Here is a 21049-nt window from a genome sequence, read left to right as displayed (position 1 = left end):
ATCGGGTGATACCCGGAACGATTTTGGCACACCGATTTCTAAGCGGTGACTGTCGGCTTTGCCCCCGCTGTACTTTTGCGCCAGTATCGCGGGCTCCCGTTTCTAAATTCACCGATTCACCTATGGCAGTGGGCCGACACATGAGATGTATCAAAAACTAATAGCCGGCCGACCGTGACACATTGAAGGCCACCCGACGCCCTGATTCTGCAACCTCGAGCGTGCAGCCCCGTTTGTGAATCTGGTTGCCGACCTTAACCTTGGACACAGGACCTACGATCGACAGCGTACGACAAACTGAAGCAATTCGACCACCGCATCATCGCGACGGCTGTGGCAAGCAGTCACGTCACGCCTGCGGCAACCAAGACACACTCACACGCGATCCAATCCAGCTCGATTCATTCCGCAAGGCTCCGTTGAACCGCTCCAATGGCCAAGGCCTGCCGTCGACGGCGTTTTTGGACGGCACCTCGCCCACGACCACCCAATTCTGTGACCGAAGCAGCATCCAACCCATCATCGTCCGAGCCATCCGGCGGGTCCGGTTCCATCCAACATCACGTCGTCGGGGTCGGCGCGTCCGCTGGTGGGTTGGAAGCTTTGGAGACTCTGTTCCGCAACATGCCACTTGATACCGGCATGTCCTTCGTGGTGATCCAGCACTTGTCGCCGGAATTCAAAAGCCACATGGACCAGTTGCTGCAACGCGTCACCGACATCCCGGTGGAAGTGGTCGACGACGGCGTGGACGTCCGGCCGAACAAGATCTATCTGATTCCGCCCAAGATGGAAATGATCGTCAGCGGCGGAAAGCTGTTGCTGACCGAACGCAGTCGTGAAAAGGTTCTGTCCCATCCGATCGATCAGTTCTTTCGATCGTTGTCACAAGATGCCGGCCGGCTTGCCGTCGGCATCATCTTGTCGGGAACCGGCAGCGACGGTTCTCGCGGGATCAGCGAAATTGCTTCCAACGATGGACTGACGGTCGTCCAAGACCCGGCGACATGTAAGTTCGACGCGATGCCGTTGAACGCCCAAGAAACCGGCCACGTTCACTTGGTGCTTTCGCCCGAATCGATGGGTGACATGCTGATCAAGTACTCCTCAGGGGATTTCTCGCCCGGCCAGTTGCGCGACGAAGCCGACGAACCGCTGGACGAAAAAGGCATCTCACGCGTCTTTCAACTGCTGCAGCAGAACCACGGTATCGATTTTTCCCACTACAAATCGGGAACGGTCGGCCGCAGAGTCCAGCGTCGTATCGAACTGTTGCACTTGGAAAACGTCGAACAGTACGTCCAATACATCGATTCGCATCCGTCGGAGGTCAACGAGCTATACAAAGACCTGTTGATCGGCGTGACGCGATTTTTTCGCGACATCGAAGCCTATGAGGTCTTGGAGAACGTCGTCATCCCCGAATTGTTGGCCAAGTGTGGCGAACAACTTCGCGTTTGGGTTTGTGGGTGCGCGACCGGCGAAGAAGCCTATTCACTGGCAATGCTGATCCAAGAAGCGTTGGATCGTGGCGGCCGTGACGTGGACTTCAAAATCTTTGCAACCGACGCACACCGACAATCGCTTCAGTTCGCCGCCGCGGGCGTGTACGACGAACCACGGATGAAGGACGTTTCGCCCAAGCGACGCAAACGATTCTTTCACGAACGTCGTGACGGGTTCTTCGTCAACAATGATTTGCGTCGACGTGTGGTGTTCGCACCGCACAATATCATCAACGATCCGCCGTTCACACAGATGGATTTGGTGACTTGCCGCAACCTGTTGATCTATTTGCAAAACCCGGCACAGCGAAAAACGCTGTCGCTGTTTCACTTTGCCCTTCGGCCCGGCGGCGTCTTGTTCCTCGGTCCCAGTGAAACGGCCGGCGAGATCAGCGACGAATTCGAATTCATCGACGTCCACTGGAAAATTTTTCGCAAGCGTCGTGACATCCGTTTGCCCATCGACACACGCATGACGATGCTTGGGGATCTGCCGCTGCGCGGTGCGGGATCAACGCGGACGTCCGGCACTGCATCTCCGCCGCCCCGCCGCAATACGGAAGTCCTTTCCGAAGCGTATGACATCCTGTTGGGCGAACTGATGCCGCCCAGCGTTCTGGTCGATGCCCAGTGCCGGATCCTGCACATCTTTGCGGGTGCCGATCCGTTCTTGCGTCTGCCCACCGGTCGTCCATCGATGAACCTGATGGAGATGGTTTATCCGGAGGCAAAAAACAGCATCGCCGCAGCGGTTCAGCACGCTTTGAAAGACGGCCAAACCGTGAAATACAGCGGTCTGCGACATCCCGATCCGGACGGTCATTCTCAAGTCCGATTGGTCGTCCGTCCGATCAAGCTGCCCGTTCAACGCGACCTGTGTCTGTTGGTTCAGTTCGAAACCACTGAAAAACTGGCCATCAATCGATCCGACGACGAAGGGTTCAACGAAGTCGTCGCTAGCGAATTGGCCGCATCGCGGATCGAATCACTGGAACGCGAACTGGACTACACCCGCCAAAACCTTCAGGCCACCATCGAAGAACTGGAAACGTCCAACGAGGAACTGCAAGCGACCAACGAAGAAATGGTCGCGGCCAACGAAGAACTTCAAAGCACCAACGAGGAATTGCACAGCGTCAACGAGGAACTGTTCACCGTCAACGCCGAACACCAAGCCCGTGTGGCCGAATTGGATGAAGCCAACGCGGACATGAACAATTTGTTGGCCAACACCCGCGTCGGCGTGCTGTTCCTGGACAATCATTTTCACATCCGTCGGTTCACCCCCGAAGTCGGCCGCTTGCTGTTCATGGAAGAACACGACATCGGACGCAGCATCGATGGCTTCATCAATCGTATCGACGATCCAAAATTCGTCGACCACTTGGACGAGATCCGCCAATCCGGCCAGGAACGCGAATGGGAAATTCGCGTCGGCGGTGCGGCCTATCTAGCGCGTGCTTTGCCTTACTGGCGCAATCATGAGTGCGATGGTGTCATCGTTTCCTTCATCAACATCGAAACGCTTCGACAAACCGAACAGGAAGTCATCCAGTTCAAATTCATGGTCGACGGCAGCGTCGATGGGCAGTTGTTGATCGATAAAAACGCCAACGTTTCCTACGCCAATCGACAAGCCTGCAAGCTGTTGGGATGTCCGACCGATGGGGTCAAAGATCTGTCGGTCTTGCGATTCGAAGTCGCACAAAGCCAACACGATTTTTTTCGCCGATTCGACGACGTCCATCGCAGCGGTGGCGAAACGGTGGAATCGGTTTTCCGGCGCATCGACGACTCCACGGAATTTCCCGTGGAAATCTCCTACACACCGGTCACGCTGCGAGACCAACCGTTCGTGATGGCGTCGGTCCGCGATATCACGGTACGACAACAGCGGCAACGTGAAATGCAGTTGCTGTCCAAAGCCGTCGGGTCGGCCGCCAACGGGATCATCGTCACCGACGTTAACCTGCCCGACAATCCGATCACCTTCGTCAACGAAGGCTTTTGCAAGATGACGGGCTACAGCGAAGAAGAAGTGCTGGGCCGCAACTGTCGGTTCCTGCAAGGTCCCGATACCGACAAAACAGCCATCGCCGAAATCCGCAAAGGCGTCCACGATGGCAAAGCGGTTCGCGCGCTGCTGGAAAATTATCGCAAGGACGGGTCGAAGTTCTGGAACGATCTGTACATCACCCCGGTCGAAAACGAACGCGGCGAAGTCACCCACTTTGTCGGCATCCAAAACAACGTGACCGACAGCATCGCCGCAGCGGAAATCGCTCGCATCAACGAACGCACCATTCGGTCGCTGTTGGATTCGACCGCCGAAGGCATCTTTGGCATCAATTCCGGCGGCAACTGCACGTTCTGTAACAACGCGGCCGCTCGCATGCTGGGATACAAGTCCGGCGATGAACTGGTGGGACGCGACATGCACTCGGTGGTCCAGCCGCACGATGCCCACAACGTGCCGATGCAAAGAGACGAATCGGCGATCATCCGATCAATCAAAACCGGCCAACCGTTCCACAGCGAAAACGACGCCTTCTGCACTCGTGACGCCGGATGTTTTCCTGTTGAGTTTTGGTGCCACCCGATCTCCCAAGACGACGAGGTGGTGGGGTCAGTCGTGACCTTCGTCGATATCACCGAACGCTTGGTTTCCGAACAAAACCTGAAACAGGCTCGCGACGAAGCCACCGCTGCGAACGAAGCGAAGAGTCGTTTCCTGGCCAACATGAGCCACGAATTGCGGACCCCTTTGGCCGCCATGCTGGGATTCACGTCGATCCTGCAGGAAGAAACCGACGACGAATCGGGTGCCCAAGAAAAACTGGCCACCATTCAACGCAACGGCGAATACCTGCTGCGACTGTTGGGCGATGTTCTGGACCTGTCACGCATCGAAGCCGACAAGTTTCAAACGGCCAAGGCGATCGTTTCATTGGACGAACTGCTGGGTGACATCAACACCACGATGCAAATGCGGACCGATGAATACGAAACCGAATTGCATTTCCATCTGAAGAATCCTTTGCCCCAAACCATCACGACCGATTCGGCTCGTTTACGTCAAATCTTGATCAACCTGATCGCCAACGGGTTGAAGTTCAGTCCCAAAGGCCGTGTGGATGTTTTCGTCCGCGAAGAATGCCGCACGTACCAAGGCAAGAGGGTAGAGTTTTTGTCCTTCACCGTTCAAGACAACGGCATTGGAATCTCAGAAGAGAAGCTGAAGACCCTGTTCGAGCCATTCGTCCAGGCCGACAAAAGCATCTCTGAACGTTTCGGTGGCACCGGCCTGGGCCTCAGCATCACCAAGCGTTTGGTCAACGCGCTCGGTGGTGAAATGTCGGTCGAAAGCGAACCGGGCCACGGAAGCACGTTTAGTTTCGAAATCCCGGTCGCTCCGGTCGGCGAACGACGTGAATTGTCGTTGGATGCCGAAGACGACAACAACGACGATGCCACCGCCAATCGCGAAAAGTCGGCGACGCAGGTCATCCCGCTGAACGCGAAAGTCTTGATCGCCGACGACATGCGAGACGTGCGTTTTGTGGCCAAACACTTCCTGGCCAAAGCCAAATGCAAGGTGGACGTCGCCGAAAATGGACGCCAAGCGGTCGACATGATCGTTCAGGCCGCCGAATCGGGCGACCCGTTCCAGCTATGTCTGATGGACATGCATATGCCGGAATTGGACGGCGCCGGCGCGGTGAAGGAGTTACGCGAACGGGGCATCGAATTACCCGTCATCGCCCTGACTGCCGACGCGATGAAGGGCACCCGACGACGGCTGATCGGCATCGGATTTGACGAATACCTGACCAAACCCCTGAACGTCCGCAAGCTGATGCGGATCGCCGACCAACTGCTCAATAGCTGATCCGATCGAATCTTCCTTGGGGGTTCGAGCACTGTGCTTCGCGTTTCGCAGCGGCCAGTGTCCTGCGATTTTGCACACAAAGTGACCAAACCCGGTCAGTCAGCGATCCACAATGCTGCAGCTTCGACGTCGCCGGCCGGAAAGTGCTTGATCTCCGCGGCGACAAAATGAGATGCCAGTCGCTCGGCCACATCCCCCAGAACGGAATCCGTGACGATGGCGACCTTCTGGATACGCTGATGGTGGTCGCGAACGAACCGAAAGTGCGCAACCATCGCTCCGAAACTTTCCCAGCCCGGAAACGTCGGCGCGTCGATGATCAGTCCTCTCAGCCCGCCACTGGATTCGATATACGAATCCACCTTTTCGGCCAAGCCGACAAAGTCCGCTTCCTCCAGCGCCGCCTCCGGCCGCACGAGCAAAACGGAACGCGTCTCATCCAAACGAAACTCAATCATTTCTTCACCTTCGACTCTCTAAAAGGGGTCAGCTCTCTAAAAGGGGTCAGGCTCTCTAAAAGGGGTCAGGCCTCTTTTTCAGGCTCGGGATTGCGGTTGACCCTAGGGTTTCGACTGTTTCCATCGTGAAATCGGTGCGATTTGCAGTGATTGTCGAACAGGCCATTTGCAGCACTTCACCGTCGTGTGATCCTTTGGCCAAAGGCACCTAGAACAATGCGGCGTGTCCGGCGGACCGTCGGCAACTGGAAAGTTGGGATAGATGAAACGCGAAATGATTGGTCAGCAACAGAGCAATCATATCGGCGACGGTAACGATCTGCGTCCCTGTCAACACCGGCACTCCATGCGGACGCTGGAGCAGAGAATCGTCGGTTACTGATCCGGCCAGTCCTCGCAGATCGCGATAGCCGTCGACGACCGCATTGGTCATCAGCGATAGCGAAAGGCTTGCGTCCGGCGTGTCAGTATCAACCGAGTTTGGACCGAACCGTTCGACCCACTCGGGGTGCGTTAACGAACCACCGAGCATGTGCTGTCCCAATTCGGCACAAATCGCTAAGTGACCGAGAATCCACGCGGGAGAATGTCCATGCCCGGGAAAGTGTTCGAACAACGAGTCTTCCGATAAGTCGCGTGCTACCTTCGCGAAATGATCAAGCTGGAATTCATTGTTTGTCCGTTCGCGGTTGAACATCGAGAGACCTGCGGGGCTGTTGGGGTCGTTGACTGAACTCTGGCCAGGCCAGCAACGCGAGTGGTGATCGGTGGCTGGGATTTGATGATTTCAGCTACAGAATAGGCGATTCGCTGTGCGGCGAGGGAAGATCAGGTGAGATGGCTGCGCGATTCGGATTCAGCTTGGTCGCCGAGCGAACGGACGGCCCCGGATTTCATGACAAAGGAAGCTTTGGCACAGACGTTGCAATTCGTTGGGGGTGTCGGAAGAAAACAAGTCCCGCGACCCGTGCTCCGACAGTCACGGTGATCGCATCAATCGAGAAAAAACATGAAGACTCCACTGCTTACCACGCTGCTTGCTGGCTCTTTGGCTTTTGCCACCGTCGGTTGCGACGTCGATCAAACGCAACCTGGCGAAATGCCTGACGTCGACGTCGACATGGAACCGGGCACCATGCCCGAGTACGACGTGGAAACCGCCGACGTCGATGTTTCGATGGAAGAACAACCGGTCGATGTGCCCACCGATATCGATATCGAGACGGAAGAGCAAATGATCGAAACCCCGGACGTCAATGTCGACCTGCCTGACGAAGACTGATCGCACCGTCGGCTGAACCGGCCGGCATGCAAACGATCGCTTTGTCGAAACACGCCATCTGTTAGGAGCACATGAAAATGACCACTGCTGTACGCAACGAAAACACGATTTTGAAAGTCATCCTCGCCATCCTGCTTCCACCGCTCGCGGTCTTCATGGATCGCGGAATTGGGGTCCAATTCGTACTGAACGTCGTGTTGACGTTGGTCGGGTTTTGGATCGTGGGAATCATCCACGCACTGATTCTGATCCTGTAGAACGATCAGTGTTCGAAGCGGCGGTGGAGTGCCGGGATCAACCGTTATCGCTCCATGAGATAGCCGATCATGCCAAGCAAAAAACCCAGCACCGCCCCGAGCGCCGGGGCGTCGGCGTTTTTCAACTTTGCATCGGGTGCGACGTCGTCGATCACCAGATACAAGATACCGGCTGCTGCGAAGACGCTGAGATACCCCAAAACGGTGTCGTGGCCGGATAGGAACCAGTATCCCAGCCCGCCAAATACTGGTCCGAGAAGCGCTGCGACACTGAACCAAAACAGAATACGCTTCTTACACATCCCATTTTCTTTCAATTCGCGGTACGCATTGAAGCCTTCGGGAAGGTTCTGCAACGCGATAATGACCGCGATCACCAGACCGGGGCCACCGGACGCGACCGTCGCCCCCAATGCGATGACCTCCGGAATGTAATCGGAAAGCATCGCAATCAATTGGCTGACCGATGACGTGGATCGGCTGAGCAAACGCTTCAGCATGTAAAAGAACGCACCGCCCGCGACGAACGCGATCACGGATTCGGTGATGCTAAGCTTGCTGGTGCCATCCGGGATCAGAACCAGCGCGACGGCGGACAAAAGCGCGCCGCTGGCAAAGGCAATGATGGAATGCCGGACTTCCGATTCCAGCCAATCGGGCCGAATTCGTTCCACCGACGCCAAGATTCCTCCGACAGGAATCGCCACCCCGGCCAGCAACGACATCCAAAGCATTTCTTCCATTCGAGGTGTCGTCTTTCTTAGGTGCCGTGGCTGGTATGCGAGTTGCGACTGGGAATTCTATCGGCGCTAGCCGCTGGGAACGTTTCGACAGGGCTGAGCACTTTATCGTTCTCACGACCATTTTCAAAGCGTCATCCATCCGCCACTCCGTCCAAAACGCCGCCGCTCCCATGAACTATCTGAAAGAGACCTTTGCCCAGTTTTCCAAGGACCGCTGCACGACGCTTTCCGCCGCGTTGGCATTCTACACTGCACTGTCTTTGCCACCCTTGATTTACCTGTTGACCTTGGTACTGACGCTTTCTTTGTCGGCGATGTACGACACGGATCAAGCGGAAGCGAAAGCTCAAAATGTGATTCAGACACAGGCATCGGAGTTGATCGGAAACGAGGCCGCGGCGGACGAGATCCAAAGCTTATTAAAAAGTGAGCGTGAAACGTCGGGCAAGTGGTGGAAGGCACTGCTGGGCATCGCCGGTACGATTGTGGGTGCGACCGGTGTCGTTGCGGCGTTGCAAGCCGCGTTGAATCAAGTTTGGGAAGTCCGCCCTGACCCGGAATCATCGGGCATCCTGGACGTCCTGCGCAAACGCATGCTATCACTGGGCATGATCTTGGGACTGGGCTTTCTGTTATTGGTATCACTGGTGCTGTCGTCCGTCGTCGGTGCCGCCGGCAAGCAAATCGGTGGATGGTTCGGCATGTCCGACGTGGCGGTGACGTCCATCAACTTTGCGACTCAGGCGCTGGTCGTTTTCGTCATGGTGGCGGCGATCTTTCGATTCATGCCTGACGCGATCGTCCGATGGAAGGACATCGTCGTTGGTGCATTGATGACGACTGCCTTGTTCCTTGTGGGGCGTGCGGTTCTGCAGATCTATTTTCAATACGCATCACCCGGACAGGAATTGGGCGCTGCCGCGGCTTCGTTGGTGATCTTTCTGGTGTGGGTGTACTACACCGGCATGATCATGCTGTTGGGGGCCGAAGCGACGCAAGTTTACGCACGGATGTATGGTGCCGGCATTCGGCCGGAACCCCATGCGGTTAGGGTCGAAGAAAAGATCCGTCGCGAACCCGTCGCGGGGTAGTCGGGCCACAGCGACAAGGCAGCGGATAATCAGACGCTTTGTCGCGGCCGATACGCCGCGGCAAAGCGAGCATCAAATTCTTGGAACGTCTTTAAGACCGATGGTCGATTCATCAGTTGTTGTGCGTCTCGCACTTGTTGGCTGTCTCGAATCGTTTCCACGGTGCCCGCCACATTGTTCTTCTTCTCCGATGCGGTCTTTGAGAAGGCCTTTGCCGCCTGTCGCCAAGGTTTCGTGACGCGTCGTAAGTCAGAAATACTGGAACGCAGAAGCCGAAAGTCGATTCCGCCAAATGCCTGGTCAAAGGCGGCCTTGAACCGCTCGATTTGTTCCCGATTCGGGCTGGTGTCTTGCACTAACTCGGTCTGTTTCCACTGCTGCATTGCACGGCCCAGCAACACCATCCGCAACACATCCAGCGGAACTCCGCGGATCGAGGTCACCAACGCGACGATCTTTCGGATCGGAAACAGCAATAGCTTGACTGGCGCGCGCACCGCCGTCGATGCACAACCCGATAACCAACCACCGCCACTTGAATACAGGTCCGCCACATCCGACGCATCTTCGCCGGCAAAGTCTTTCAGTACCGTTTGCACGACGTACTGTCGACAGCGTTGACGAATCACATCGTCCACGAAGGGGACCGGAACAAATCTGGCCGACGCGTAAACGAATCCTGATGCCAGCCATCGCGACATCTGAATCGATGAGTACTCGATTGTCGGGCCGTCTGTTGTTTCATCTGGGTTGGTGGGCATATCGCTTCAGTCTTTGGGGATCGCGTTGGGTGCTTGCAAGTTGTGTAGGACGTACAGCAGGTGTGGGATGTGAAAGCTTGGTCGTTGACGGGGCCCGATCAGTGGGCCATTTCTTCGATGCTTCGCTGATGATCCACTTGGACGGCGGAGGTGTCTTGGTAACAAGCCGATTCTTCGCTTCGCGATGCGCCCAGAATCACGGCGATCGGACGAGCGGCGGGCAGGTGGCAACACACTTCGCGAATCGTGATCACCATCGGGATTGCTAGGAAAACGCCCAGCAATCCCCACAGAAAACCAAACGCGGCAACCGAGAGCAGGACCACCAAAGGCCCCAAGCGTAACGTTTTCCCGACGATCATCGGCGTCACCAGCGAGCCTTCCAGCACGGTCACGCTGTAATACAGGCCCGCCACCGCCGCGGCATTGATCAGGGGCTCGAAAACGCTGCTAGCCGCCAGGAAAACCAGGCCCGTCGCAGCCAATGGTCCCAGATAGGGCACAAAGTTGAACAAGCCGGCGATCGCCCCCCACAACAACGGCGTCGGCATGCCGACGCCCCACATCACCAGTGATGAAACCGCAGCCAAACCGACGTTGATGGCCGTGATGCTGGCGAAATAAGTGCCAACGTTATGCTGGACGCTGGCCAGTGTTTTCATCACTTCATGTCGCGAACTGCCACGATCGATCACCTCCAGACAACGGTTGACCAGTTCGTCACCATCGCGAAGCATGAAAAACGCCAGGGTCAACACGACCGCGATGAACGCGATCACCTGCCCTGTCGTATTGATCAACAGTGTTTCATTGAGGACTCCTGGCTTCTGGACGTCCACATTGATCTGCGGACGATCTTCCGTGATCGGCTCGCTAGCCTTCTCCAGTTGCGATTCCGTTTCGTCCAAGATGGTCAGCGGCCGAACGATGCTCTGAAAGTTCTCCTTTAGTTTGGCAATGTTCTTCGGGGCCTCCCCCAGCCAATAGGTCAGCGGGCCATACAGCACCGCCACCAAGAACGCCAACACCGCGAACGCCGTCAGCATCAACGCGGCACTCGACAACGTTGGCGAAAGGCCACGTTTCGCTAAACGCACCGTTGCCGGACGTAACGTCAGGTAAGCCAGAAAGGCCATGGTCACCGGGACGATGACTCGGCTGGCGAAATACAGTCCGGCGGCAACCATCACCGCGGCGATCACCGCAATCCCAACCGACATGACCGTGCCCCGGCTGACAGATTCCTGCTGGTCTTTGGAAGAAGCACCACGGACCCAACGATGGTCATGGTCGTTGTCTTGATCGCGGTCGGTCATTGAATTGTGCCATTGGGTGGATGAGATCAAACCAGCGTGATGGATCATCAACCGGGGGTCGGGTGACGATCCGCTGAATCGTTGGTTGGGGCGATGCCATCGCGCCAACCAACCTGATCGCGGTGTTTTTGAAACAAATCCCGACGATCGCATTTGTCATGCCGAGGCATCGTTGCCCAACAAACCCATCAAGCAAACTGTCCACGGCAGCTATCACGGTGGATCCGGCATGAATTGCACATCGGTGTCGGAATGACGCCTCCGCATTGCCGGAATCTCGCCATCACACACCGATGCAAAATTTTTGAAGACCGACTACGGCATACCGGTTGCTACTAACCCCTGACGCCCAGCGTGCCGGCGCGACGGAAACGCCGACATTGACTGGGCTGAAGACGCACCCATCTGATCACCCTTACAAAAGGAAACCCATTCCATGCGTTTCATGACCAGCATTCTGACGCTCGCGCTCGGACTCGCCTTCGTCGGTTGCGACGATAGCATTTATGACGAACAGGCCGAGCAAGTTCGCGATTCGGCACAACAGCAGGCCGCCGACATTCGCGACAGCGCCGACGCCGTTGCAGAAAACACTCGCGAGTCGGCCGAACAGATGGCCGACAACTTGGAACAACGATACGAATCGGCGAAACCCGCTGTCGAAGACGCAGCCGAAGAAAAGGCGGATGCGATCGAAGCTTGGGGTGAAGAGAAGGCCGATGCGGTTGAAACCGCTGGCGAAAACAAGGCTGACCAAATCGAAGTCGAAGGCGAAGAGACTGCGGACGCCCTGGAAGAAATCGACGACGAATCAGTCGAATAATCGACGCTCGATCGTTGATTCGATTCTATCACGCCAGCGTCCGAAACTTCGGCCGCTGGCGTTTTTGTGTTGGTCAACATCGAACAAAACCAAAACACAACCACTGATCATCAATGATTCGGTCGATGGAAAGACAATCGCACGCCGCTGAAATGCCACACAAGGATCTCATGCGTTCCTATGAGTCGGACCTCACCGTCATCATGATCGCACGCGATGAATCCAATCGTCATGCGATCACGCAGAACATCTAGTTAAACAATTGCAGAATCATCGGTCACTGTAAAACGAACCGATGCATTCAAAAACCCAGTAGTCAGTCTCATGTTATCCTCACCGCAAATCTCAGCACGCCATTCAAGTGGACCGGTTGCGGTGGTGGTCGACGATAATCGCGTTACCCGTCGATTGATCCGAACACTTCTTCATCGTCTGGGCATTCGTTCGGTGACCGCACCCGACGGACAGGCGGGACTTCAAACGGTGCAACGTATCCAGCCCGACTTGATCGTAACGGACCTGGAAATGCCCAATATGACCGGCGAAGAACTGGTGCAAGCAGTTCGATGTAACGTCGACCCCAGGATTGCGAATCTTCCGATCGTCGTCTGCAGTAGCTGTAGCGAGACCTTTGTTGCATCCGCCATCGGCAGCCTGCGTACGGATGCTTTTGTGCCCAAGCCAATCGGGAACGACGATTTCCGCACCGCGGTCCATCAGGCAATGAATCAAGACAAAGGTCTCGAATAAGTTCTGCGGCAACTCTGGCCGCTATGCGTCTGCCCACGCTCACGCTCCACTCGCATCGGGACGATCCACCAAACTGGTCGATCATCAATCGAGTCCGTCGATCTATAAGCATTGTGCTGTGCCACGTTATCGAAAAATAGGCGGGCTGATCTTCTGGAGTTTGGCAACCCGATGCGTGAGCAAAAAGAAGGGAATGCTGATATCGCCTCGCTCACGCTTCGAGCTACCAAAAAACAATGCCTCGGGTGAATGCACAACTTCAAAACTCACGCGTCGGGTTGCCATTTTTCGTTGAACTCTTGTCCGCCTGTTTAACACGCCGGGTCATCCGCCCATTTCCCGCCCCGCCTATCAACCAAACTCGAGTTGTTGCGATTTCTTTGCGTGAAACATCCTCTCCTGGCATCGGTGTTGCACGTTGCATCAAGCAACCGAGGCGAATGGCCTTGGATTTATATACGACTTCCCTAGGAGACCTATGATGAAGATGACTAAGAAACGAATGTTGCTTGCCGCCGCCCTTGGTACTGCCGTGTGCACGCCTGGTGGATTCATCGTCGCCGAAGAAGTCAGCACTCGTGGACCGTACTATGAAGATGACGCATGGTACGATATCACGGAATGGTTTGACGGAAATGATTACAATCCGACCGATGAAGCTTTTGGCCGGATTGATGATGAACGTTACAGCTTTGCTGATGATGCGACCAGCGACGACCGGGACAACGACGTCGAAGATGGCGAAACCAATTACGGGTACGCTCGTCGCAATGATGTCATGGAAAGCACCGGCTTTTATGACTACTACGACGACGGCTACGGTACTTGGGAACAGCAGTTCTTCACCAAGTACTACGACGTCGATGACGACGGATACTACGACGCTTACGCATCGTATACCGACACAGACGGCGATGGCGTTTACGACGATTTCGAATACCTGTCTTTCAATGACGCCGGATCGGACGCGCAGCAACAGGCTCGTAATGACAGCAAGGACACCCGTGCGGAACTGAAGCGGGCTGAAGGACAGATTGCCGACACGAAAACGGTGAAGGTTCGCGGAACCGAGCACTTGGTGGCGATGGTCAACGTTCAGAACTCCACCTGGCCTGTCGACTTGGGTCCGAAATCCGAGATCCAAAACTTGAAACAGGGTGATTCACTGACTGCAACCGGCCACGTGCTGACCGTGGGTGACAAGAAGATCCTGGTCGCGACCGAAGCGCAATACGCGGATCAGTCGTTGGACATCCAACGAGGCGGACGCGAATTCAAGGGTAAGGTGCAGAACACCAAGACCGTCAACGTCCGCGGCACCGAGCATCAATTGGCCAAGATCAAGACGGATGACGGCAAAAACTTGATGGTCGATCTGGGACCGAAGAATCAGCTGGACGGCAAGCTGGAGGACGGCAAGTCGATTACCGTTTCCGGTGTACCGGTGAAGGTCAACGACCGAGCGCTGTTGATGGCACGTGAGCTGCATTGCGATGGTGACACGATGCAGATTGCTCGTCGCGGAAATCAAAACCGCAGCTAGTTCACCCGATTGCATCGCGACGGTTGAAAGCCTTGCGATGCACCATGATTGTGGCCGATTCGTTCTATCCACAGCGATAGGGCGAATCGGCCTTTTTTTGTTTCCACCAATTTCGAAGATCCGGACCGTCGTAATGAAAGATCAGTGGAGCGTTTTGTCGTTGGGCGATGTCGTCGTCTTGGTCTTGTCGGCATGGCTGGTATACGCGGCAATCATCATCTACACGCGGCTTTCGGGACTGCGTAGTTTTTCCAAGATGTCCGCCCCCGACTTCGCGATGACATTGGCCGTCGGATCATTGTTTGCGTCCTCGATCTCGGCTCCGCGTCAGCGAATGATCGCAGGCTTGGTCGCGTTGGCAGTGCTGTTTTTGACGCAACAGATCATCGCCTGGTTTCGGACACGGATTGGTCCGATACGGACGTTGATCGACAATCGCCCGGTCTTGTTGATGGCGGGAGATCAGATTTTGGGGGACAATTTGGAACGAGCAAACGTGACGCGATCCGATTTAATGGCCAAGCTTCGCGAAGCCAATGCCGTGAGCCGTTCCGACGTCATCGCCGTGGTTTTCGAAACGACCGGTGACATCTCCGTCCTGCACGGCGATCGCGACTCGGTTGACCCCGAATTGTTTTCGGGGGTGGACGGTGCCGAGCGGCTGAAGCTTAGAAGTGCTCGTTGATCAAACCGTTTTCTTCCAGCCGAACCAGCATCTTGACGATCTCGATGGGGCGATCGAAGCCCATCAAGTCCATAATCTTTTGACGGCGGAGTTCCACCGCGCGCGTCGTGCGACCGACCGCCGAAGCAATTTCTTTGGTGGTGTCACCGCGAGCGTAGCCGCGACAGATGCTGCGATCCACCTCGTCCAGCTGAACCAACAATTCGCGCACTTCGGTCAACGTGCGTCGATATTCCGATTCGGTACGGTCCATCACGCTGGATACACGACCGATCACCAAGATTGAATATCGCGGATCCTTGATCTCGTGCATCCGCCGCTTGTAGGTGGTCATCGTCGCCGTTCGACCGTCGGCAATGGGCCACAGATGTTCCAGTTCCAGATTGCTCACACCGTCCAACAGCATGCTGTCCGAATCACGCGACAGCTTGGCGAAATTGGCCGCCATGTACGAATCGGTCGCCAAACCAACGCTTGATTGCCCGGCAGCGGTCAGGCGGCGAAACGCCGCGTTTTCGCAGGTGATCATCCGCTGTGTGTTTTTCAACACGATGCTGGATTCGAACCTGTCGAGGTTCAGCGGTTCGGTCTGCCCCCTTGCGTTCCACCGCAAGATGAAGCTGATGACTTCCGCTTTTTCCTCTTCGAGCGATGTTTGGTATTCCCAAACATCAGGCTGATCGCCTTGATGTGAATCGTGCATTAAGTGTGCCCTCTTTGATGCAACTGCGATCTTAACGAAGGCTGGCTAAATAGAAACAAGCAATTCGCAATAGCGCAACTTTTTCGCATCGCGAATATTTGTGTGATGATATTTAACGAATATCATCATTCCACGGTTCGCGGCATGCGGAGATTCCCCCACATTTGCAAAAAACACGCGGAGCGAACGTATGAGTGGCGAATACTGTTAACAGTTTCGCAATGGGGCACCGCAACGGGGGCAGTCGAGCGGATACAACGCGAGCGGGGCGGAAGCAACTGGCTGACAGGGACTCGTCGAACGAGGGGCAGTCTTCAACAAGTCCCTGTCATGCCAGTTTGCCAGAACGAAATGGACGTCGGCTCGCTTAAAGGGGGGCCGTGGATCGCTGGGCTGTGTCGACGACGGCATACGGGGCAGAAGAGTGATGCCGAGTCGGCCTGTTTGCGATCACGAGCGACGTTCGATTGGCTGGATTTCGTCCTGACGAAAATAGTATCGCTTGTGCGCAGAGTGACCCCCCAGAGTTTTGCGGATCTTCACCCCGAAATGACCCGGCTGAGCATGACGTGGCCGGCAAGTTCGAATCATCCGTCATAACGGGGCACGGTCCTGATCTCGCGGTGAACCGACAATACGATCATCGTACGGCTGGACGGGGGCCGGTCATGACGATCAGGTCGAAGAATCGGCCAAGTCTTTCCGCGTCGGGCAAGAGCCCTGCGCGCCTTGCCGGGTGACCGCGATCGATGCGGCATGATTGGCCAAACGGACTGCATCCACTCGAGCGGTCCCGAGAGCAAGTTCCGCCGCCAGGGCGCCGTTGAACGTGTCACCGGCCGCCGTTGTGTCCACCACCTTTGCCGGAATTGCGTCAACACACCCCGTGAAATCATCGGACTGGATCCATGCCCCGCGATCGCCCATGGTGATGATGACCGTGGGAACGCCACGCTGCTGCAGCCTTTGCGCGGCCGACTTGGCCGAATCGTCACTGTTGATCGTGACCCCGGTCAACTGATGGGCTTCATGCTCGTTCGGGGTGATGATGTCGATCAAAGCCAACAAGGCGTCTGGCAAATCTTGGGCGGGTGCAGGATTCAAGATCGTGGTCGCCCCCGATTGCTTTGCCAGCTGGGCGGCGGCTTGCACGGTTTCCAGCGGTGTTTCCAGTTGCATCAAAACCATGGAAACATCATCGATCTGTTTCCATGCCGATTGGACATCCGCGACAGACAAACAAGCGTTCGCACCGGAGGCGACTGCGATGCAGTTTTCCCCTGATTCGTCGACGGTGATTGTCGCGACACCGGAAGCCAAATCAGGGTCGACACCGATGAACCGTGTATCAACGCCACAGTGTTGCATGTTGGCCACCGCATCGCGGCCCAGCGAATCGTCGCCGACTTTTCCGATGAAAACAACGTCGCCGCCCAGCTTGGCTGCGGCGACCGCTTGGTTGGCTCCTTTGCCGCCAGGGTTCATCAAGAAGGTTCCCCCCAGGACAGTTTCGCCTGGACCAGGCAATCGCCGGGTGCGGATGACCATGTCGGTGTTGATGCTGCCGACGACGACGATCTTGGACATTTTCAGAAACACTAGGAGAAAACGGAGTTCAGAAAAACAACAAGTCTACCGTGGTGGCGGTTCACCTTGGTGACGATGATCAGGGTTTCGCGCTGAAGTGTCACGCGTGCCAGAACCCCAGTTTTCGGGCCATCACAAACGTCCGCTCGGGCTTTCGGATATTCTTTTGATCCCTCCGTCGAACTCGTGCCTTGGGTTTTTGCTTTGTCCCTTACCCTTGGCTGCCACGACAACGCGTATACGTCCAAGTCCACATGGAGTCACACCTGCGATGAATCATTCTTTGCGTATCAAGCCCATTGGGTTGTTGCTGTTCGCTGCCTTGGCATGGACCTCTTTGATGTCGGCCGAATCATCGGCCCAGTCACCGCTGGTTTACGAGGGCAAGTCCGGCCCCGGTGCCGGCAAGCACATCGTTTTCTTGGCGGGTGATCACGAGTACCGTTCGGAGGAAACGCTGCCCGCGATGGCGCGAATCTTGGCACAGCATCACGGGTTCAAATGCACGGTTTTGTTCACGATCGATCCAGACACCGGCACCATCGATCCCGACGCGGACCACATGCCGGGGACCGAAGTGCTTGCCGATGCGGACGCGGCGGTCATCTTTCTGCGGTTCAAAAATCTTCCCGACGACCAGATGCAGCCGATCGTGGACTATCTGAATCGCAGCGGCCCGGTCGTCGGTTTGCGTACCGCCACCCACGCGTTCAAGATCCCCGCGGATTCACCCTTCGCCCGGTACGATTATCAGTACAAGGGACAGGAGTATTCACGGGGTTTTGGTCGCCAGGTGTTGGGGGAAAGCTGGTCGGGCCACTACGGCAAGAATCACGTCATGAGCACGCGGTTGATCGTGGCGAATGACCAGGCCGATCACCCGATTTTGAAAGGCGTCACGCAACCGTGGGTCCAGGCGGGTGGTTACTGGACCGAACCGATGGACGACGTGACGGTATTAGCGACCGCCCAACCGCTTAACGGAATGACCGCCAACGCACCGGTCGCCGATGACAAGTCGCCGTGTCCAGGCGTTTGGGTGCGGACCTACGGGGATGGCGACGGCCGAGTGTTCACGACCACCTACGGCGCATCGGTGGATCTGTTGGACACCGATTTTCGTCGCATGATGATCAACGCGTGTTTCTGGTCCTGTGGCATGGAGAACCAGATCCGCGAAGACCTGAACATTGATTTTGTGGGCGCTTATCAGCCGTCGAAATTTCAGTTCGGCGGATTTCGGCGTGGCGTGCGTCCGTCGGATTTGGCGGACTTCAACAGCCCGATCATGTCGCTGCGGTACCCGGTCGAAGTGCCCAAGCGACGCAAGTGATCCGTCATGATCGTCGACTTGTCGCCCAGCGACGGTTGCCCCGATTTACATCATCGGCCAACCGTCAGCGCGGTGGAGATGAACACGACGGCCACCAGGATCGCAAACAGATTCAGCGTGAAGATCCAGCGGATTACGTTTCGGTGTTTTGCAGCGGGCGCCAACATTGATCGCACAGCCTGTGAATAGATCAAGCATCCGGTGTCGTCGAAAATTCAACGGTTGAATTTCGAGAACCGGTCTGCTTGATCCTATGCCGCCAACAACCGCGAGATCCAGCGGCACAACGACGCGGCCGCCGGCCCAAATCGAAGGCCAAACACGCTGCGATTCCGCCCGGCCATGGCTCGCTGGTACCGCAAAACACGGCAAGTTTGTGACATCCGGCGCTTTTTGAGTCCGCTTGATCCCACCGAAATCGGCCGGTCGGACGCGACCAATTACCGCACCTTCAGTTGCGAAAAATGGCGGTCCAAGAAAGAGTCAGGCTGCCGTGTCGTCAACCAAGCAGTGGCGGTTGGCCATGCTGATCCCACTAACGATCGCCCCGACGATGCCCACGAATCCTTGGTCGGTGCCGCAAAGGAACAGATTGGGCAAGTGCGTGGTGCCGTCCAGCTGTTTGTCGGGCGCCCCGTAGACGGCCCCGTTGTCGTGCCAAGTGAATCGACGGATCGTCTTGGGCGTGAAGACGTCGGTGTCGACCACATGCCGACGAAAATCCGGCATGAAGCGGACCGATGCGGCGATGGCGGCATCGTACTGCTGTGCCTTGGCGGCCAAGTATAGCTTTTCGGGCAAAGCACACCATCGATCGTGATTGGCCAGCGTGGTGATGCGAATCACCCCTTCGGGCAATTCGCCTTCGTCATCGGAATAGACGTAATTGTTCGGCGAACAAATCACTCCCGTGCGGAAATCACATAACTGATCATCGGGCCGCGTCCAATGAAACGTCGGGCTGTCGTTGTAAAAAACGATCGTCCGATCGAAACCGATCTCTTTGGGTTGACGATCCAGGATGCTGATCGATTCGATGAAGGACAACTGCCCCGCTTTGGCCACATCGACGTCGGTGATGTCATCACACATCCGCATCGTTTCGACGTTTCCGGCAGAAGACAGAATCCGCTTCGCTTCGATCTCCGTTCCGTCGTCCAGAACCACCCCGGTCGCACGTCCGTTATCGACGTGGATCCGCGACACACCGCTTCGCAATTTCAGTTCACCGCCCAGCCCACGAAACTTGCGAACCAGGTTTTTCAAGATCAACCGCACGCCTTTGTAGGGTCGGCCAAAGCCTTCCAGATAACACGCACGAAACATGATGCAAAACTGGCCGAAATCCATATCGTTCTGGCGTGCGTTGCCGTACCACATCAGCGGGCACAACAGCATTTCGATCAACAGCGGTTCGCTGATGTGTTCGGCCAAGACGTCACGGGCCGAACGCATGAAGTTCGCATCGGTGCCGTCCATATCGCTGTAATCCAACAACGACGAACACAGCGAACGAAAGCCATCGATCTGGTCTGGAAACCGTTCGGCGATTTGACTTTCCAACAACGCGATGTCGTTGTTGAAATCCAAACTGACATCGGGAAAGCGAATGCTGCTGCCGATTTGTTCGGCCAGCTGAAAATCTTCCCAGCGAAAACGCAGTTGCCGGATCAACTTGGCCAGCGGTCCGCGGCGATCTCCCTTGCGGGCGAAATTGGTCATCGCGTGCAAGCCGACGTCATAGTCGCGACCGCCCATGCGATAGAACGAATTCAGACCGCCGATCGTGTAATGCTTTTCCAGAATGCAGACGCGCTGGTCATAGTGTGCCAGGCGGATGCCTGCAGCCAGCCCGCTCATTCCGGCGCCGATGATGATCGTGTCGTACATCGATGGCATTCCAACTAGCTTGGACACACACACGCGTAGCGGCGTCAGGCGCGATGATCAAACGATGCTGCACGTAAAGAATGCGGGGACAGCGTCGGCATCACCCGTTGATGCGTCGCCGCGTGCCGGCGGACGCACAAAAAAACTGGGGCGACGCGACGACACCGCCGCTACAGGTCCTTCATCTTCGGTTCCAGGTAAGTCACCGTCGACTGCATGCTGGCCAAATTGCCGTAATCTTCCTCGGGAATCTGAACACGATGGCGCTTGCGCAGCTCCATCACGATGTCCAGAAAGTCCATGCTGTCCAGTTCCAGCTGTTCGCGAAACGGCTTGTCGTCGTCCAGGCTGTCCAGGTCCTCGTCGGGCGAAATATCGTCAAGGATGTCCAGAATCTCGGATCGAATTTCTTCAGGGGTCATATTGATTTTGG

18 protein-coding genes are annotated in these 21049 nt (G+C 56.2%); 9 read left to right on the top strand and 9 right to left on the bottom strand.

Going from position 1 to position 21049, the window contains the following annotated elements:
- The first annotated feature begins 495 nt into the window (after window positions 1-495).
- Entirely contained in the window at window positions 496-5394 is a 4899-nt protein-coding gene (locus HFP54_RS13925) for a chemotaxis protein CheB (RefSeq protein ID WP_168565576.1), read from the top strand.
- A gap of 95 nt (window positions 5395-5489) precedes the next feature.
- On the opposite strand, the gene HFP54_RS13920 is transcribed toward HFP54_RS13925, so the two are convergent.
- Window positions 5490-5852 (bottom strand): SpoIIAA family protein, encoded by a 363-nt coding sequence (locus tag HFP54_RS13920; protein ID WP_168565575.1) that lies wholly within the window; start codon window positions 5850-5852, stop codon window positions 5490-5492.
- A 208-nt stretch (window positions 5853-6060) separates the two neighbouring features.
- Entirely contained in the window at window positions 6061-6549 is a 489-nt protein-coding gene (locus HFP54_RS13915; RefSeq protein WP_168565574.1) for a DinB family protein, read from the bottom strand.
- Window positions 6550-6861: 312 nt separating this feature from the next.
- On the opposite strand from HFP54_RS13915, the gene HFP54_RS13910 reads away from it, so the two are divergent.
- Both HFP54_RS13910 and HFP54_RS13905 read left to right on the top strand, forming a co-directional pair.
- Window positions 6862-7134, top strand: coding sequence for a hypothetical protein (locus tag HFP54_RS13910; RefSeq protein WP_168565573.1), 273 nt, complete (start codon window positions 6862-6864; stop codon window positions 7132-7134).
- A gap of 77 nt (window positions 7135-7211) precedes the next feature.
- On the top strand, window positions 7212-7391 hold the full coding sequence (locus tag HFP54_RS13905; RefSeq protein WP_145298124.1) for a YqaE/Pmp3 family membrane protein: 180 nt from the start codon (window positions 7212-7214) through the stop codon (window positions 7389-7391).
- Between the two features lie 44 nt (window positions 7392-7435).
- On the opposite strand, the gene HFP54_RS13900 is transcribed toward HFP54_RS13905, so the two are convergent.
- Window positions 7436-8134, bottom strand: coding sequence for a ZIP family metal transporter (locus HFP54_RS13900; protein WP_168565572.1), 699 nt, complete (start codon window positions 8132-8134; stop codon window positions 7436-7438).
- 170 nt (window positions 8135-8304) lie between these two features.
- On the opposite strand from HFP54_RS13900, the gene HFP54_RS13895 reads away from it, so the two are divergent.
- On the top strand, window positions 8305-9225 hold the full coding sequence (locus tag HFP54_RS13895; RefSeq protein WP_168565571.1) for a YihY/virulence factor BrkB family protein: 921 nt from the start codon (window positions 8305-8307) through the stop codon (window positions 9223-9225).
- A 29-nt stretch (window positions 9226-9254) separates the two neighbouring features.
- On the opposite strand, the gene HFP54_RS13890 is transcribed toward HFP54_RS13895, so the two are convergent.
- Together HFP54_RS13890 and HFP54_RS13885 are read right to left on the bottom strand one after the other, a co-directional pair.
- Window positions 9255-9986, bottom strand: coding sequence for a hypothetical protein (locus HFP54_RS13890; protein ID WP_168565570.1), 732 nt, complete (start codon window positions 9984-9986; stop codon window positions 9255-9257).
- A 98-nt stretch (window positions 9987-10084) separates the two neighbouring features.
- Window positions 10085-11302 (bottom strand): AI-2E family transporter, encoded by a 1218-nt coding sequence (locus HFP54_RS13885; RefSeq protein ID WP_168565569.1) that lies wholly within the window; start codon window positions 11300-11302, stop codon window positions 10085-10087.
- A gap of 436 nt (window positions 11303-11738) precedes the next feature.
- Here HFP54_RS13885 and HFP54_RS13880 point away from each other — a divergent pair, with 436 nt between their 5' ends.
- From HFP54_RS13880 to HFP54_RS13865, 4 genes are all read left to right on the top strand, one after another.
- Complete coding sequence (locus tag HFP54_RS13880) at window positions 11739-12125, top strand: hypothetical protein (RefSeq protein ID WP_168565568.1); 387 nt, start codon at window positions 11739-11741, stop codon at window positions 12123-12125.
- Window positions 12126-12449: 324 nt separating this feature from the next.
- Complete coding sequence (locus HFP54_RS13875; protein WP_168565567.1) at window positions 12450-12875, top strand: response regulator; 426 nt, start codon at window positions 12450-12452, stop codon at window positions 12873-12875.
- Window positions 12876-13356: 481 nt separating this feature from the next.
- The gene (locus tag HFP54_RS13870; RefSeq protein WP_168565566.1) at window positions 13357-14418 is read left to right on the top strand and encodes a MamS/MamX family magnetosome protein; all 1062 of its coding nucleotides are present in this window, start codon (window positions 13357-13359) and stop codon (window positions 14416-14418) included.
- Between the two features lie 133 nt (window positions 14419-14551).
- Window positions 14552-15103, top strand: a complete 552-nt coding sequence (locus HFP54_RS13865; protein ID WP_168565565.1) for a DUF421 domain-containing protein — start codon at window positions 14552-14554, stop codon at window positions 15101-15103.
- Here HFP54_RS13865 and HFP54_RS13860 read toward each other — a convergent pair.
- Both HFP54_RS13860 and rbsK read right to left on the bottom strand, forming a co-directional pair.
- Window positions 15087-15806 (bottom strand): response regulator transcription factor, encoded by a 720-nt coding sequence (locus HFP54_RS13860; protein ID WP_168565564.1) that lies wholly within the window; start codon window positions 15804-15806, stop codon window positions 15087-15089. The two genes, HFP54_RS13865 and HFP54_RS13860, sit on opposite strands and share 17 nt — an antisense overlap.
- Before the next feature lie 675 nt (window positions 15807-16481).
- Complete coding sequence (gene rbsK / locus HFP54_RS13855; RefSeq protein WP_168565563.1) at window positions 16482-17393, bottom strand: ribokinase; 912 nt, start codon at window positions 17391-17393, stop codon at window positions 16482-16484.
- A 271-nt stretch (window positions 17394-17664) separates the two neighbouring features.
- Here rbsK and HFP54_RS13850 point away from each other — a divergent pair, with 271 nt between their 5' ends.
- Entirely contained in the window at window positions 17665-18726 is a 1062-nt protein-coding gene (locus HFP54_RS13850) for a ThuA domain-containing protein (RefSeq protein WP_168565562.1), read from the top strand.
- A 483-nt stretch (window positions 18727-19209) separates the two neighbouring features.
- Here HFP54_RS13850 and HFP54_RS13845 read toward each other — a convergent pair whose 3' ends face one another.
- Both HFP54_RS13845 and HFP54_RS13840 read right to left on the bottom strand, forming a co-directional pair.
- Window positions 19210-20616 (bottom strand): phytoene desaturase family protein, encoded by a 1407-nt coding sequence (locus HFP54_RS13845; protein WP_168565561.1) that lies wholly within the window; start codon window positions 20614-20616, stop codon window positions 19210-19212.
- Window positions 20617-20786: 170 nt separating this feature from the next.
- Window positions 20787-21038 carry an acyl carrier protein gene (locus tag HFP54_RS13840; RefSeq protein ID WP_145298092.1) on the bottom strand — a complete coding sequence of 84 codons (252 nt, stop codon included), beginning with the start codon at window positions 21036-21038 and terminating at the stop codon, window positions 20787-20789.
- Between the last annotated feature and the right edge of the window lie 11 nt (window positions 21039-21049).

Origin of the sequence: Crateriforma spongiae, from assembly GCF_012290005.1 — a bacterium.
GTDB classification, from domain to species: Bacteria; Planctomycetota; Planctomycetia; order Pirellulales; family Pirellulaceae; genus Crateriforma; species Crateriforma spongiae.
Note: the sequence above shows the minus strand (reverse complement) of the source record. Positions and strands in the feature narration are given on the sequence as shown.